Annotated in this window: 15 protein-coding genes; 11 read left to right on the top strand and 4 right to left on the bottom strand. The window is 72.9% G+C overall.

What is annotated here, in order from left to right; translation table 11 throughout:
* Nucleotides 1–5: 5 nt before the first annotated feature.
* Nucleotides 6–1,295, bottom strand: a complete 1,290-nt coding sequence (locus ACWGKU_RS16875; protein WP_401047319.1) for an MDR family MFS transporter — start codon at nucleotides 1,293–1,295, stop codon at nucleotides 6–8.
* A 149-nt stretch (nucleotides 1,296–1,444) separates the two neighbouring features.
* On the opposite strand from ACWGKU_RS16875, the gene ACWGKU_RS16870 reads away from it, so the two are divergent.
* Nucleotides 1,445–2,203 (top strand): phosphoglyceromutase, encoded by a 759-nt coding sequence (locus ACWGKU_RS16870; protein ID WP_452180761.1) that lies wholly within the window; start codon nucleotides 1,445–1,447, stop codon nucleotides 2,201–2,203.
* A 291-nt stretch (nucleotides 2,204–2,494) separates the two neighbouring features.
* Entirely contained in the window at nucleotides 2,495–3,091 is a 597-nt protein-coding gene (locus ACWGKU_RS16865) for a lytic polysaccharide monooxygenase auxiliary activity family 9 protein (protein WP_359913730.1), read from the top strand.
* A 161-nt stretch (nucleotides 3,092–3,252) separates the two neighbouring features.
* Here ACWGKU_RS16865 and ACWGKU_RS16860 read toward each other — a convergent pair whose 3' ends face one another.
* Together ACWGKU_RS16860 and phoU are read right to left on the bottom strand one after the other, a co-directional pair.
* A complete protein-coding gene (locus ACWGKU_RS16860; protein WP_452180762.1) occupies nucleotides 3,253–3,432 on the bottom strand; it encodes a hypothetical protein in 180 nt (59 codons plus the stop codon).
* 170 nt (nucleotides 3,433–3,602) lie between these two features.
* A complete protein-coding gene (gene phoU, locus ACWGKU_RS16855; RefSeq protein WP_359830323.1) occupies nucleotides 3,603–4,292 on the bottom strand; it encodes a phosphate signaling complex protein PhoU in 690 nt (229 codons plus the stop codon).
* Nucleotides 4,293–4,598: 306 nt separating this feature from the next.
* Here phoU and ACWGKU_RS16850 point away from each other — a divergent pair, with 306 nt between their 5' ends.
* Nucleotides 4,599–6,026 carry a sensor histidine kinase gene (locus ACWGKU_RS16850; RefSeq protein WP_401047325.1) on the top strand — a complete coding sequence of 476 codons (1,428 nt, stop codon included), beginning with the start codon at nucleotides 4,599–4,601 and terminating at the stop codon, nucleotides 6,024–6,026.
* Between the two features lie 2 nt (nucleotides 6,027–6,028).
* Nucleotides 6,029–6,724 (top strand): response regulator transcription factor, encoded by a 696-nt coding sequence (locus tag ACWGKU_RS16845; protein ID WP_031069385.1) that lies wholly within the window; start codon nucleotides 6,029–6,031, stop codon nucleotides 6,722–6,724.
* A gap of 102 nt (nucleotides 6,725–6,826) precedes the next feature.
* On the opposite strand, the gene ACWGKU_RS16840 is transcribed toward ACWGKU_RS16845, so the two are convergent.
* Complete coding sequence (locus tag ACWGKU_RS16840) at nucleotides 6,827–7,465, bottom strand: DUF461 domain-containing protein (protein WP_452180902.1); 639 nt, start codon at nucleotides 7,463–7,465, stop codon at nucleotides 6,827–6,829.
* A gap of 428 nt (nucleotides 7,466–7,893) precedes the next feature.
* On the opposite strand from ACWGKU_RS16840, the gene ACWGKU_RS16835 reads away from it, so the two are divergent.
* The 7 genes from ACWGKU_RS16835 to ACWGKU_RS16805 all read left to right on the top strand — a co-directional run bounded on the left by ACWGKU_RS16835 (nucleotide 7,894) and on the right by ACWGKU_RS16805 (nucleotide 14,990).
* A complete protein-coding gene (locus ACWGKU_RS16835; RefSeq protein ID WP_014136563.1) occupies nucleotides 7,894–8,376 on the top strand; it encodes a CarD family transcriptional regulator in 483 nt (160 codons plus the stop codon).
* Between the two features lie 297 nt (nucleotides 8,377–8,673).
* On the top strand, nucleotides 8,674–9,429 hold the full coding sequence (gene ispD / locus ACWGKU_RS16830) for a 2-C-methyl-D-erythritol 4-phosphate cytidylyltransferase (RefSeq protein ID WP_360343805.1): 756 nt from the start codon (nucleotides 8,674–8,676) through the stop codon (nucleotides 9,427–9,429).
* Nucleotides 9,419–9,922 carry a 2-C-methyl-D-erythritol 2,4-cyclodiphosphate synthase gene (gene ispF, locus ACWGKU_RS16825; protein WP_380551255.1) on the top strand — a complete coding sequence of 168 codons (504 nt, stop codon included), beginning with the start codon at nucleotides 9,419–9,421 and terminating at the stop codon, nucleotides 9,920–9,922. The genes ispD and ispF overlap by 11 nt, the downstream gene beginning before the upstream one ends.
* A gap of 141 nt (nucleotides 9,923–10,063) precedes the next feature.
* Complete coding sequence (locus ACWGKU_RS16820; RefSeq protein WP_359913744.1) at nucleotides 10,064–10,459, top strand: PPOX class F420-dependent oxidoreductase; 396 nt, start codon at nucleotides 10,064–10,066, stop codon at nucleotides 10,457–10,459.
* 94 nt (nucleotides 10,460–10,553) lie between these two features.
* Complete coding sequence (cysS, locus tag ACWGKU_RS16815) at nucleotides 10,554–11,948, top strand: cysteine--tRNA ligase (protein WP_401053711.1); 1,395 nt, start codon at nucleotides 10,554–10,556, stop codon at nucleotides 11,946–11,948.
* A gap of 136 nt (nucleotides 11,949–12,084) precedes the next feature.
* Nucleotides 12,085–13,077, top strand: coding sequence for a 23S rRNA (guanosine(2251)-2'-O)-methyltransferase RlmB (gene rlmB, locus ACWGKU_RS16810; RefSeq protein WP_380551249.1), 993 nt, complete (start codon nucleotides 12,085–12,087; stop codon nucleotides 13,075–13,077).
* Between the two features lie 245 nt (nucleotides 13,078–13,322).
* A complete protein-coding gene (locus tag ACWGKU_RS16805; protein WP_452180903.1) occupies nucleotides 13,323–14,990 on the top strand; it encodes a DoxX family membrane protein in 1,668 nt (555 codons plus the stop codon).
* Nucleotides 14,991–15,029: the final 39 nt, after the last annotated feature.

The following is a 15,029-nucleotide window of genomic DNA, read 5'->3' as shown; positions in this document are numbered from 1 at the left end:
TTCGGTCAGGCGCCCGCCGGGGTCTTCCCGGCGGGTTCCGCCGCGGGCGCCGGGACCATGACGACGGTCCCGCCGGGCCGGATGCCCTGCGCGGCGCCGGTCCGCTTGCCCAGCAGCAGGTAGCCGGCCGCGGCGACCGTGCCGCAGACTCCGCACGCACCCCACAGCGCCCCGCCGCCGGCCCGCTCCAGCAGCACCCCGCCGACGGCCGGGCCGAGGAACGAGGCGAGCGACCAGGCGAGCGAGTAGACGCCCTGGTAGCGCCCGCGGGCATGGGTCGGCGACAGTTCGGCGATCAGGCCCATGAGGGTCGGCGTGTAGAGGATCTCCCCGACCGTCCAGACCGCCACCGTGCCGGCGTAGAACCACGCGGACGACCCGGCCAGGGCCGTCAGCCCGAATCCCCAGCCGATGAACAGCGAGGCCGCCGCCAGCATGGCCGACCGGCTGCGGCTCTCGACCCACCGGGTGAGCGGGATCTGCAGCAGGACGATCAGCAGCCCGTTCAGGCCGATGACCAGGCCGTACTCGGTGGACGTGATCCCCCGGCGGCCCATGTCCACCGCGAGGGTGGTGGCGCCCTGCTGCAGCACCAGGGCGAGCAGCAGGGTGAGGCCGACCACGGCCATGAAGCGGCGGTCGCGGAACACGGTGCCGAGGCCGACCGCCGGTTCGTCGGCCTTCGCCGTCCGGACATCGGGCTTCGTCTCCGGGATCCTGACGAAGATCACCACCGCGCAGAGCGCCGTGGAGAGCGCGTCCAGCAGGAAGAGCGTGAGGTAGCCGTGGCTGGCGATCAGGCCGGCGACGGCCGAGGAGAGGCCGAAGCCCAGGTTGATCGCCCAGAAGTTCAGTGAGTAGGCGCGGACCCGGTCGGCGACCGGGACGATGTCCGCGATGATCGCCGAGATGGCCGGCCGGGTGGCGTTGTTGCAGAAGCCCACCAGGAAGGCCACCACCGCGATCGCCACCTGACCGTCCGTGAAGCCGAGCACGGCGGTGAACAGTGCGGTGCCGAGCTGGGCGGCGAGCAGGGTCGGACGGCGTCCGATCCGGTCGGTCAGCACGCCGGCGATGATCGCGGAGGCCGCCGAGCCGAGGCCGAACAGGGCGGCGACCAGGCCCGCGTAGGTGGCCGAGTACCCGCGGCTGCTGGTGAGGTAGAGCGCGAGGAAGGTGACCACGAAGGCGCCGAGCCGGTTGACCAGGGTCGAGACCCAGAGCCACCAGAACTGACGCGGCAGCCCGCCCGCCGTCTCCTGGATCATTCTTCGGAAACCGGCGGTGACGAGCATGTGGGGGCTCCCGGGGGCAGGCGTCCGCCGATCGGTGCGGCAGGCCCGGTCAGCCGACGCATGTAAGTGTCAGATGCGCGAGGCACACATTACACATTGGTCGAAGGTCCCCACCAGGGGTTTTCCGGGCCCCCACTAAGCTGGGGGCCATGGCTGACACGACGTACCGACTCATCCTGCTCCGCCACGGCGAGAGCCAGTGGAACCAGAAGAACCTGTTCACCGGTTGGGTCGATGTCGACCTCAACGAGAAGGGCGAGAAGGAGGCCGCCCGCGGTGGCGAGCTCCTGGCCGCCGAGGGTCTGCTCCCCGACGTGCTGCACACCTCGCTGCTGCGCCGCGCCATCCGCACCTCGCAGATCGCCCTGGACAAGGCCGACCGCCACTGGATCCCGGTCAGCCGCAGCTGGCGGCTGAACGAGCGCCACTACGGTGCGCTCCAGGGCAAGGACAAGGCCCAGACCCTGGCCGAGTTCGGCGAGGAGCAGTTCCAGCTGTGGCGCCGCTCGTACGACACCCCGCCGCCGGTGCTGGCCGACGATTCCGAGTACTCGCAGGCCGGCGACGCCCGTTACACCGAGATCCCGAGCGAGCTGCGTCCGCGCACCGAGTGCCTGAAGGACGTCGTGGAGCGGATGCTCCCGTACTGGTACGACGCCATCGTCCCGGACCTCGCCGCCGGCCGGACCGTGCTGGTCACCGCTCACGGCAACAGCCTGCGCGCGCTGGTCAAGCACCTCGACGGCGTCTCCGACGAGGCCATCGCCGGCCTGAACATCCCGACCGGCATCCCGCTGGTGTACGAGCTGGACGCCGACTTCAAGCCCGTCACCCCGGGCGGCCGCTACCTCGACCCGGACGCCGCCGCGGCCGCCATCGAGGCCGTCAAGAACCAGGGCAAGAAGTAAGCCGCTTGCCGCTACGGCCCCGCCCCCGGTCCGACCGGGGGCGGGGCTTCGTTCGTTCTCGGGCGGTTCGTTTTGGGTCGGTTCGGGTTCAACCGGGCTGTCCGGTAGGGGAGTTGGGCGGTGAATGGGAAACTGGTTCAGACCATTGACGGGCTCGGTCGGCGACTCCTACCGTGAGGGCACCGGACTGGCGCAGGCATGCCAGGATCTCCCCGTCCGGGCCGCCGCACCCCCACGCGCGCGCGTCCGCGCCCCCGGCGCACACTCCATCCACCCCCACGGAGGAGCACCATGCGCACACGTCACATCGTCGGGGCCGCCGTCGCCGCGCTGGCGATCCCGCTGACCCTCGCCTTCCCGGCCTCGTCCCACGGCTGGATCTCGACCCCGCCCAGCCGGGCCGCGCTCTGCGACACCCACGTGGACGGCGTCCCGTGGGACTGCGGTGACATCCAGTGGGAGCCGCAGAGCGTCGAGGGCCCCAAGGGCTTCCCGGCCCTCGGCCCCTCGGACGGCACCATCTGCGCCGGCGGCAACGCGCGCTTCGCCGAGCTGGACGACCCCCACGGCGGCGCCTGGCCGACCACGCCGGTGACGGCGGGCCAGCAGCTCACCTTCACCTGGACGTTCACCGCCCGGCACGCGACCGCCGACTTCCGGTACTACATGACCAAGCCGGGCTACGACGCGAGCCAGCCGGTCACCCGCGCCAACCTGGACCTGACGCCCTTCCTGACCGTCCCGTACGGCGGGAAGCAGGTGCCGAGCACCCTCAGCCACACCGCGACCGTCCCGGGCGGGCGCACCGGGCACCAGGTGGTCGTCGCGGTCTGGACGATCTCCGACACCGGGAACGCCTTCTACTCCTGCTCCGACGTCCGGTTCTGACCTGCGGAAGGCCCGCGGAAGGCCCGCGGAAGGCCCGCGGGAGGGTGAGCGGGCGAGCGGTCGGGCGGGCCGGAAGGCGCCGGTCGGGCGGGCCGGAACGCGCGAGGTGCACGGTCGCCGGTGGGCCGTGCACCTCGGGAGCTCCTCGGGCGGTGCCGCGTTCAGTGGCCGCCGCAGCAGCCGCCGTCGGCGCCTCCGCACTGGCAGGGCGCGCCGGACTGGCAGCCGCAGCCGCAGCCCGGGCCGCAGCCGCAGCCGGCCGCGAGGACGGGAAGCAGCTTCGGGGCGGGTGGCTCGACGGAGTTGTGGGCGGTTGCCGGTCGGGACGGGTTGGCCTTCATCGAGCTTCCCTCCTTGTGACGGGCACAGTCCTGTGCCCCCAATGTCGAGTGAAGCCGTCGAACGGATGAGCGTCAACGGGCGCGCAGTGGTGGGGCGCACGGAAGTCCGTGCGCCCGCACCACCCTTGCCACAGGTTTACTCACCCCTCGGGGTGAGCCCGGACCGGCGGTCAGTCGACCGGCGCGGCCTCGGCGGCCTCGGTGGCGGCCACGAACTCGGCCACGTGCTCGCCCGTCACCAGGTACACCACGCGCTTGGCGACCGACACCGCGTGGTCCGCGAAGCGCTCGTAGTAGCGGCCGACCAGGGTGATGTCGACGGCGGTCTCTATGCCGTGGTGCCAGCGCTCGTCGATCAGGTGCGACAGCAGCTCGCGGTGCAGGGTGTCGATCGCGTCGTCGTCCTGCTCCATCTCCAGGGCCTTGTCGACGTCCTTGGTGGCGATGACCAGGCCGGCCTTGGCCACCAGGCGCTGGGCGAGCTGGCCCATCTCCAGGACGGTGGAGTGCAGGTCGCTCGGCACGGCGGTGTCGGGGTAGCGCATCCGCGCGACCTTGGCGACGTGCCGGGCGAGGTCGCCGCAGCGCTCCAGGTCGGCGCTCATCCGCAGCGAGGTGACGACGATGCGCAGGTCGGTGGCGACCGGCTGCTGGCGGGCGAGGAGGTCGATGGCCCGGTTCTCCAGCTCGTGGTGGAGCTCGTTGACCTTCTCGTCGGCGGCGATCACGCTCTCCGCCAGCGCCAGGTCCGCGTCGAGGAGGGCGGTGGTGGCCCGGCCCATCGCCGATCCGACCAGCCGGGCCATCTCGACCAGGCTGTCGCCGATCGCATCGAGTTCCTCGTGGTACGCGTCGCGCATGTTCTCTCCTCAGTAGCTGTGTCGGTGGCGGTGCCGACCGGTCAGCCCGTACGACCGTCGTTCCGGTGTCCGGGTGACCGCTGCTGGTGGCGCGCATCGTACGCGCACACCCGAGCCGATGGCCGCTGTTCGGCACACCGATCTCTCCCACACGGGCTGCCCGGCCAACTTTCCGCCGCCAGGGCGACGGTGCACGGCCGCTACGGTGAATCGACAGCTACCTGAAGGTGAATTCTCGGCAACGCGCGGTGGATGCCTTGACCCAGTGCATGGGGACGGCCCTGGTCGTGCGCTTACGCTGGCCACATGGACGTGAACGTGGCCGCCGCCGCTGCCTGTGCCATAGCCGGGCTCGGCGTCGGCCTCACCGCCTCCATCGCTTTCCGCTGGAGCGAGCGCGAGCAGGCCAGGGGCAGGTACAGCGCAACCGGCGGCAGGAACCCCGGCCGGTACCAGTCACTGGGCACCGGCAACCCCGAGCCGCCGCTGCCGCCCGGGGTCGACACCGTGCTCTCCGTGCTCCGCTCCTGCGCGATCGTGCTGGGGGAGGGCGACGAGGTGGTCAAGGCCAGCTCGGCGGCGTACGCGATGGGCCTGGTGCGCGGTGGCGCCGTCGCCGTGGACCAGATGCTCGGGCTGGCGCGCGCCACCCGCAGGGACGGCGAGATCCGCCAGGTCGAGCTGGAGGTGCCCCGGCCGGGCGCGGCCCGCGCGGCGGAGCCGCTCGCGGTCTCCGTCCGGGTGGCCCCGCTGGGCTCCCGACTGGTGCTGGTGCTGGTCGAGGACCAGACCGAGCGGCGCCGCGTGGAAGCCGTCCGCCGGGACTTCGTGGCCAACGTCAGCCATGAGCTCAAGACCCCGGTCGGCGCCCTGTCGCTGCTCTCCGAGGCGGTCGTCGACGCGTCCGACGACCCGGAGGCGGTGCAGCGCTTCGCCGGCCGGATGCAGGTCGAGGCGGCCCGGCTGGCCAGCCTGGTGCAGGAGATCATCGACCTCTCCCGGGTCCAGGACGACCGGCTGATGGTCGACCCGGAGCCGGTCGCGGTGGACGAGCTGATCGCCGAGGCGATCGACCGCTGCCGCCAGCAGGCCGCCGCCAAGCAGATCCTGATCGCGGCGGGCGGCATCGCCGGCCTCTACCTGCACGGCAACCGCGGCCAGCTCGCCGCCGCGCTCGGCAACCTGGTCGAGAACGCCGTCAACTACAGCCCGCCCCGCACCCGGGTGGCCATCGCCACCCGCCGGATCTCCAGCGCCGCGGCGCTCGGGGAGGCGGACGGCGAGCTCATCGAGATCTCGGTCACCGACCAGGGCATCGGCATCTCCGAGAAGGACCGCGAGCGGGTCTTCGAGCGGTTCTACCGCGTCGACCCCGCCCGCTCCCGGGCGACCGGCGGCACCGGCCTGGGCCTGTCCATCGTCAAGCACGTCGCGGCCTCGCACGGCGGCACCGTCTCGGTGTGGAGCGTCGAGGGCCAGGGTTCGACCTTCACCGTCCGCCTGCCCGCCGGGCAGGCACCGACGGAGGACGAGCCCGACGACGTGTTCGACGACGAGTCCGACGCGTTCGACGGTCCCGACGACGCGCCGGACCGCGCGCCGGGCGGCGACCCCGCCGGGCCCGCCGCCGCACCCCGAACCCTCACCACGGCCCGTACGGACCGTCCGCTCCCCGCCGGGGAACGGAAACAACACCTGTCAGACACAACCCCTCAGCTTGCCCCGGAGGCCTGATCGTGACCCGAGTACTGGTGGTCGAGGACGAGGAGTCGTTCAGCGACGCCCTCTCGTACATGCTCCGCAAGGAGGGCTTCGAGGTGGCCGTCGCCGCCACCGGCCCCGACGCCCTGGAGCAGTTCGAACGCAACGGTGCCGACCTCGTCCTGCTCGACCTGATGCTGCCGGGCCTGCCGGGCACCGAGGTCTGCCGCCAGCTCCGGGTGCGCTCCAACGTCCCGGTGATCATGGTGACCGCCAAGGACAGCGAGATCGACAAGGTCGTCGGCCTGGAGATAGGCGCTGACGACTACGTCACCAAGCCGTACTCCACCCGCGAGCTGGTCGCGCGGATCCGCGCGGTGCTGCGCCGCCGCGGCGAGGACGGCGGCGCGGGCGACAACGGCGGCGGCCCGGGCGCCCTGGAGGCGGGCCCGGTCCGGATGGACGTGGACCGCCACGTGGTGACCGTGGACGGCGCCAAGGTCGACCTGCCGCTGAAGGAGTTCGACCTGCTGGAGATGCTGCTGCGCAACGCGGGCCGGGTGCTCACCCGGATGCAGCTGATCGACCGGGTGTGGGGCGCGGACTACGTCGGCGACACCAAGACCCTGGACGTCCACGTGAAGCGCCTGCGGGCCAAGATCGAGCCGGACCCGGGCGCGCCGCGCTACCTGGTCACCGTCCGCGGCCTGGGCTACAAGTTCGAGCCGTAAACCGTCCCGACCACGCGGAAGGCCCCCGCCGGCAGCAGCCGGAGGGGGCCTTCGCGTCGCTCCGGCGGGCCCTGGAGGGCCCGCCGGGGGCGGGGTACGGCGTCAGTGCGCGGCCGGGACGGCCGGAGCGGTGGTGCCGGTCGGGACGGCGGCACCGGTGGTCGGCGCCCCCGGGGTGGTGGCGCCGGTGGCCGGGGTGGTGGTCTTGGCGGGGGTGGCGGTCGGCGAGGGGGTCGGCCCGTAGCCGTTGTAGAGGCCGAGGTTCGGGTTCACGCCGGCCTGGGCCTCGACCTTCTGGCCGTCCTTGAAGGTGAAGACGGTCGGGGCGAAGCCGCCGATGTGGACGGTCGCGGAGGCGACGGTGGCGGACGGGTTGCCCTGACCGCCGATCGCCACCGCGCCACCGGCCGGGACGACGATGCTGGACAGCGGAGCGCCGGCGGCGTCCGCGAAGGTGGCAGCGGCACCGCCGACGGTGACGGACTGGAGCTCGGCCGGGATGTTCGCGGTGTTCGCGATGTTCACGACCACGTTGGCGGCACCGGTGTAGTCGCCCGCGGTGTTCTCCCCGGTGACGACCACGATGTTGTTCAGCCGGAGGTTGGTCCCGAGGGTCGCCGCAGCGTTGTCGGGCTTGATCTGCAAGGTATCCGGCGTGTTGCCGGCGGCGCAGGAGGACAGCGAGGCGATGGCGATGGCGGCGATGGCGGCGATGCTGCCGCGTCGAAGGCTGCGGCTCACGGCGGCGGCTTCTCCTAAGTCACGTGTCGGTAGGTCAGGTCTCAGATTATCGACCTCACTTATGCGCTCCTCACGGGGTGGCCCCCGTGTCGCACTCCCGGGGGCCGCCGGGGGGCCGTCCGGCGGCACGCTCGACGTGTCCAGGTCACTCGACGGACAAGGTTCGACCAAGATCGAATAACGATTCGGCCGCGACCCGAAAAGGGGTGAAAGCTCAAGATCCAATCATGGTTGCGGGGGTGTTGCGCAAGGGTTTCGTCCAACCCCGGAACCGCCTCCGACCTGCGGGAAGCCGTTCTCGAACACCGGTCGCAGCACGTCATGGGGGTCGTTGTCAAGCCCCGAGACCGGCCCTGACCTGCGAAAACGCCCTTCGAGTGTGCCGAGAAGCGTGTTATTCTGGAAAGCCACGGAAGGGGTCCTGTCACATGACGTTCAAGGTTGGCGACACGGTGGTCTACCCCCATCACGGGGCCGCGCTGATCGAGGCCATCGAAACTCGCCAGATCAAAGGTGTGGACAAGACCTACCTGGTGCTCAAGGTGCAGCAGGGAGACCTGACGCTCCGCGTGCCCGCCGAGAACGCGGAGTTCGTCGGTGTGCGCGATGTAGTCGGCCAGGAGGGTCTGGACCGGGTCTTCGAGGTGCTGCGGGCACCGTACACGGAAGAGCCGACCAACTGGTCCCGTCGCTACAAGGCGAACCTGGAGAAGCTCGCCTCGGGTGATGTCATCAAGGTCGCCGAGGTCGTTCGCGACCTCTGGCGCCGCGAGCGCGAGCGCGGCCTCTCGGCCGGCGAGAAGCGAATGCTCGCGAAGGCGCGCCAGATCCTCGTCAGCGAGCTCGCGCTGGCGGAGAACACCAACGAGGACAAGGCGGAGACGCTGCTCGACGAGGTCCTCGCCTCGTAGCGCGCGCCACCGCAGTGCGGTCGGGCTGCCGCCCAACGCTCACAGCGCCCGGTGCCGGCGCGCCGCTCCTCGGACGAACCGTCCGGGAGTGGTGCATTGGCACTTCGGGCGCTGAGGCATGTCCGGACCACGCCACCCGCCCTGGCCGGCCGAGGCCGGCAAGACCGTTTCGGCTCCCGCTGTTGCGGGGAGCATGCGGAGCTGTGCGGCGGGCGGTGGACCGTGGTTCTTCGGAAGGGGCCCGGTGCGCCCGCCGGGCACGCCATGGCCATACCCACTTCGCCGAAGGAGTGAAACCTGAACGCGTCAGGAGCAGTCGCAGCAGCAGTGGTGCCCGCCGCCGGACGCGGTGAGCGGCTGGGGCCGGGGGCCCCGAAGGCCCTGCGGGAACTGGGGGGTGTGCCGCTCCTGGTGCACGCCGTCCGGGCCCTGGCCCGCAGCCGGGCGGTCGGCCTGGTCGTGGTCGCCGCGCCCGCCGACGGGGTGGCCGAGGTGGTCGCCCTGCTGGACAGCCACGGGCTGGACGACAAGGACATCCGGGTGGTGGCCGGCGGGGCGACCCGCCAGGAGTCGGTCCGGCTCGGCCTGGCCGCGATCCCGGACGAGGTCGGGATCGTGCTGGTGCACGACGCGGCCCGCCCGCTGGTCCCGGTCGAGGTGGTGGACGCCGTCGCGGCCGCCGTCCGGGCCGGGGCGCGGGCCGTGGTGCCCGCGGTGCCGCTGGCCGACACGGTGAAGCGGGTCGAGCCGAACCCGGGCGGTCCCGAGCCGGTGCTCGACACGCCCGAGCGCGCCACCCTGCGCGCGGTGCAGACCCCGCAGGGCTTCGACCGCGCCACCCTGGTCGAGGTGCACGCCAAGGCGCTGGCCGAGGAGAGCGACGGCACCGCCGACGCACCGCCGGTCACCGACGACGCCGGCCTGGTCGAGCGCTACGGCGGCCGGGTCGTCGTGGTGCCCGGCCACGAGGAGGCGTTCAAGGTCACCCGTCCGCTGGACCTCGTGCTCGCCGAGGCCGTACTCGCCCGCAGGAGGGCCGCCGATGCCTACTGACCCGCAGACCACCCCCGTGATCCCCCGGGTGGGGATCGGCACCGACGTGCACGCCTTCGAGGCCGGCCGCCCGCTCCGGGTGGCCGGGCTGGACTGGCCGGACGCCGGGGCCGGGCTCTCCGGGCACTCGGACGCCGACGTCGCCGCCCACGCCGCCTGCGACGCGCTGTTCTCGGCCGCCGGGATCGGCGACCTGGGCGCCCACTTCGGCACCGACCGCCCGGAGTGGGCCGGCGCTTCCGGGGTGAAGCTGCTCGGCGAGGCGGCCCGGCTGGTCCGCGAGGCGGGCTTCGAGATCGGCAACGTCGCCGTCCAGGTGATCGGCGTGCGGCCGAAGATCGGCAAGCGGCGGGACGAGGCGCAGGCGGCGCTGTCCGGGGCGGTCGGCGCCCCGGTGTCCGTCTCCGGCACCACCACCGACGGACTGGGCCTGACCGGCCGGGCCGAGGGGCTGGCCGCGATCGCCACCGCCCTGGTGTACGAACGGCGTTGAGCCGGTCGCGGTGAGCGGGCGGGAAGAAACCGCCCCTGACGGGTGTTCACCCGGTGTCCTCGGGGCCCGAGTCGCTACTGTTCGGCTCGGGCCCGTACGGGCTTCCGCTCGGGCCGAACCGCCGACGAGAAGAGGTAATCCGTGACCGCCCAGCTCTCCGACCGTGCCAAGGCGCTGCTCGACGACAAGAGCTTCGCCGTGGTCTCCACGATCCAGCCCGACGGCAGCCCCCAGGCCTCGGTGGTCTGGGTCAAGCGGGACGGCGACGACATCCTGTTCTCCACCGTCCAGGGCCGCCGCAAGCACCTCAACCTGGAGCGGGACCCGCGGGTCTCGATCCTCGTCAACCCGTCGGAGGACCCGTACGAGTACCTGGAGGCCCGCGGCGAGGTCTCGCTGACCACCGAGGGCGGCCGGGAGCTGATCGACGAGCTGGCCGCCAAGTACCGCGGCGTGGACAAGTACACCTGGGACGGTCCGGACGACGTCCGGGTGGTCGTCCGGCTCACCCCGCGCAAGGTGCTCGGCAGCATCTGACCCCGCCCGCGGGCCACTGTTTCCCCGGGATCACGCCCCCGTTGTCCCGGGGAATGTGGCGGGGCACCCCCTGCTGCCCACTACGCTTGACGCTGTGAGCATTCGTCTGTACGACACCAGCACCCGCCAGGTACGCGACTTCGTCCCGCTTGTACCGGGTTGTGTCTCGATCTACCTGTGCGGCGCTACCGTCCAGTCGGCGCCACACATCGGGCACATCCGGTCGTACCTCAACTTCGACATCATGCAGCGGTGGTTCGCCTACCGCGGCTACCAGGTGACCTTCGCCCGGAACGTCACCGACATCGACGACAAGATCATCGCCAAGGAGCGCGAGCTCGGCACGCCGTGGTGGCAGATCGGCTACGAGAACGAGCGCGCCTTCAACGACGGCTACGACGCGCTCGGCTGCCTGCGGCCGACCGTCGAGCCGCGGGCCACCGGGCACATCCCCGAGATGATCGCGATGATGCAGGGGCTCATCGCCAGGGGCCACGCCTACGCGGCCGACGGGAACGTCTACTTCGACGTGCGGTCGTACCCCGGCTACCTGGCGCTCTCCAACCAGAAGCTGGACGACCTGCGCCAGCCCGAGGGCGAGGGCGAGACCGGCAAGCGGGACCAGCGCGACTTCGCGATGTGGAAGGCCGCCAAGCCGGGCGAGCCGAGCTGGGAGACCCCGTGGGGCCCCGGCCGTCCGGGCTGGCACCTGGAGTGCTCGGCGATGGCCCACAAGTACCTGGGCGCGGCCTTCGACATCCACGGCGGCGGGCTGGACCTGATCTTCCCGCACCACGAGAACGAGATCGCCCAGTCCAAGGCCTACGGCGACGACTTCGCCAACTTCTGGGTGCACAACGCCTGGGTCACCATGGCCGGCGAGAAGATGAGCAAGTCGCTGGGCAACTCGGTGCTGGTCTCCGAGATGGTCCGGGCGTGGCGGCCGATCGTGCTCCGCTACTACCTGGCCGCCCCGCACTACCGCTCGATGATCGAGTACAGCGAGGAGTCGCTGCGCGAGGCCGAGGCCGGTTTCGGCCGGATCGAGGGCTTCATCCAGCGCGCCGTCGAGCGCTGCGGCACGGTCGACGCGGCGCCCGAGGTGCCGCCGGCCTTCGCCGAGGCGATGGACGACGACTTCGGCGTCCCGCAGGCGCTGGCCGTCGTGCACACCGCCGTCCGCCAGGGCAACAGCGCCCTGAACGCGGACGACAAGGAGAGCGTGGTGGCGCGACTGGCCGAGGTCCGTGCGATGCTCGGTGTACTGGGCCTCGACCCGCTCGACCCGCACTGGGCCGGGACGGAGCGCGGCGAGGACCTTCACGGTGTGGTCGACTCGCTGGTCCGCCTGGTCCTGGACCAGCGGCAGGCGGCGCGCGAGCGCAAGGACTTCGCCACCGCGGATGCCATCCGCGACCAGCTCGGCCTGGCCGGGCTGGCGATCGAGGACACCCCGTCCGGCCCGCGCTGGACGATCAACAGCCAGTAACCCCATCCGACGATCGGGGTGATGGGTGGGCCGTACCGGACCGGTGCGGCCCTCCCGCATGACGTACGCATGTCGTCGGCGGCCACCGGGCAGACCGGGGCGGTCGGGGCATGCCGGACAGACAGGAAGTACAGCCATGGCCGGCAACAGCCAGCGCAGGAACCGCCGCAACCCCGGATCGAAGAAGGGCGCGTCTGTCGGTACCGGCGGGCACAGCCGGAAGGCGCTCCAGGGCAAGGGTCCGACCCCGCCCGGTGCGGAGCGCAAGGGTCACCCCAAGCAGCGCGCCGCCAACGCCGCGATCAAGCGCGAGCGGGACGCCAAGGCCCGGGCCGGCATGCGCCGGGCCGGCGGCGGCGGTCGCGGCGGCCGCGGCGGCGCGGGCAGCGCCGAACTGGTCTTCGGCCGCAACTCGGTGGTCGAGGCCCTGCAGGGCGACGTGCCGGCCAACGCGCTGTACGTCCAGCAGTTCATCGACACCGACGACCGGGTCCGTGACGCCTTCCAGGCCGCCAACGACCGCGGCATCCCGCTGATGGAGGCCCCGCGGCCCCAGCTGGACCAGATGACCGGCGGGATGAACCACCAGGGCCTGGTGCTCCAGGTGCCGCCGTACGAGTACGCGCACCCCGAGGACCTCCTGGCGGACGCCGCCGACGCCGGCCAGGACGCGCTGATCATCGCGCTGGACGGCGTGACCGACTCGCGCAACCTGGGCGCCGTGGTCCGCTCCGCCGCCGCCTTCGGCGCGCACGGCGTGGTCATCCCCGAGCGCCGCGCGGCCGGCATGACCGCCGGTGCCTGGAAGACCTCCTCCGGCGCCGCGGCCCGGCTGCCCGTCGCCCGGGCCACCAACATGACCCGCGCCCTGGAGGCCTACCAGAAGGCCGGCCTGATGGTGGTCGGCCTGGCCGCCGACGGCGAGGCCGAGATCGGCGACCTGGAGCTGCTGACCGGTCCGGTGGTGATCGTCGCGGGCAGCGAGGGCAAGGGCCTGTCCCGGCTGGTCTCGGAGACCTGCGACATGCGGGTCCGGATCCCGATGTCCGGCCTGACCGAGTCGCTGAACGCCGGTGTCGCGGCGGGCATCGTGCTGTACGAGGCCGCGCGGCTGCGCGCCAAGCGCTGAGAGCTGAGTGCTGAGCGCTGAGCGCTGAGCGCTGAGCGCTTGGTGCTTGGAGCTCGGTGCCGAGCGCTTGGTGCTGAGCACGGCCGGGGCGCGGAGCGCAGGCGATCTTCCGAATTCCCCGCAATCCGAGTGGAAGGCGATCGGGCCCGATCGGGCCCGATCGCTTTTTTCATGATCACTTCAAGTGTGCGCCGGACATCCACCCGGCAGAGTGTCCTAAGCGGCCGTCACCCGGTTAGACGGGCGTGGACACCAGAACACCTCGGCGCCCCCTGTTCGGCAACGGCAGTTCCGGGATAGACGCGGGCCCCGCCCTCAACACCGTCAAGGTGGAGTCGGACCCTTCGCGGCTCAGCAGCACCCAGGCGAGCTTCCGGCTGCGGCTCGGCGCCCCGACGGCGCCGCTGATCGAGGCCCCGGCCGGACTGCTGTCCACCGGCGCCGCGTTCGGCGACCCGTACGCCAACCAGGGCCTGATCCGCCGTCCGCTGGTCACCCCGCAGGTCGTCGTGCCCGCCTCCGCCGTCCCGGCGCTGGCCGGGGCCGGGGCCGGCGGCGCGCCGCGCCGCAAGGGCCGGGTCACCGCCGTCACCTGGACCGGCCAGGCACCCCCCGGGGACCTCGCGGCCACCCAGCTGCTGGAAGCGGTACGCCTCGGCGGCACCCCGGCCGGCGGCGTCCGCCTGGTCGAGCCGGACACCCGGGCGCTCCCCTCCCTCGCGGGCGCCCGGGCCGTCCCGCGCCAGCCCCGCGAGGGCGCCGGCACCGCCACCGACGCGGGCGTCGGCCCGGTCGGCGAGCCGCACGGCTGGACCCCGAGCGGCGAGCTGCCCGAGGTCTCCGCCGCCGACGCCGCGGGCAAGCAGCCCTGGTACCCCGGCCGCCGGGTCGACCTCGGCCTGGTGCTGCTGCCGCTGCGCGCCGTCCTCGGCTCGCTCTCGGTCTACGCCGGGTTCAGCAAGCTCTGCGACCCGGTGTACTTCGACGGCGGCGAGCGCGGTTCGATGATGCGCTGGCTCTCCTCGCTGCACCCCTGGAAGGTCGCCGAGCCGCTGCTGGCCTTCGCCATGGCGCACCCGGTGGGCGCCGGCCTGGCGGTGTCGTTCACCCAGATCGTGGTCGGCGTGCTGACCGTCCTCGGCCTCTGGCAGCGGCTCGCCGCCGGCGCCGCGATGGCGCTCTCCGCCGCGCTGCTGTTCACCGTCAGCTGGCGGGCCGTCCCGGTCTACGACACCCCGGACCTGATCTTCCTCGCGGCGTGGAGCCCGCTGCTGATCGCCGGGGCGCCGTTCGCCTCGCTGGACGGGCGGCTCGGCCTGGAGGCCTGGCGCCGGTTCGGCGCGGACACCTCCGGGGCACTGCGCCGCCGGGTGCTGCGCCGCGGCGCCGTGGTCACCACGGTCGTGGTCGGCCTGACCCTGCTGCTCGGCTCGATGCTCGGCGCCGCCGTCCGCACCGGCGCCCGGGCGCACCAGGCGCCGGACCGTCCGGCCACCGACTACGGCACCCCGGTCTGGCCGTCCGGCAGTCCGTCCGGCGCCGCCGGCGGCGGCAAGGGCACGTCCACCACACCCCCGCCCGCCGCCCCGCGCCCGGCCACCCCGACCCCGAGCGCGACCACCCCGGCCACCACGCCGCCCGCCAAGCCCGCCACCCCGACGCCGAGCGGCAAGGGGCACTCGGGCAGGGCGGAGGCCGGGTCGGGCGCCTCCCCGGCCGCGCCCGCGCCGCCCACCGGCCCGGGCGGCACGGCACCCGCGTCGCGCAGCACCCCGGGTGCCGGCGGCGCGGGGCCGGGGTCCAAGTCCAGCCCGAGCTCCGGCGGGCTGCTCGGCGGAGTGCTGGGCAGCGCGCCGCTGGCCGACCTGTCCGGCGGCCGGGCCTCCCACCCGGGGGCGCCGACCGCGACCTGAGGCCCCGGTAACGGCGATCGGCCGGGTGCTCCGTGGGGG

Source organism: Kitasatospora sp. NPDC054768, from assembly GCF_053612025.1.
Note: the sequence above shows the minus strand (reverse complement) of the source record. Positions and strands in the feature narration are given on the sequence as shown.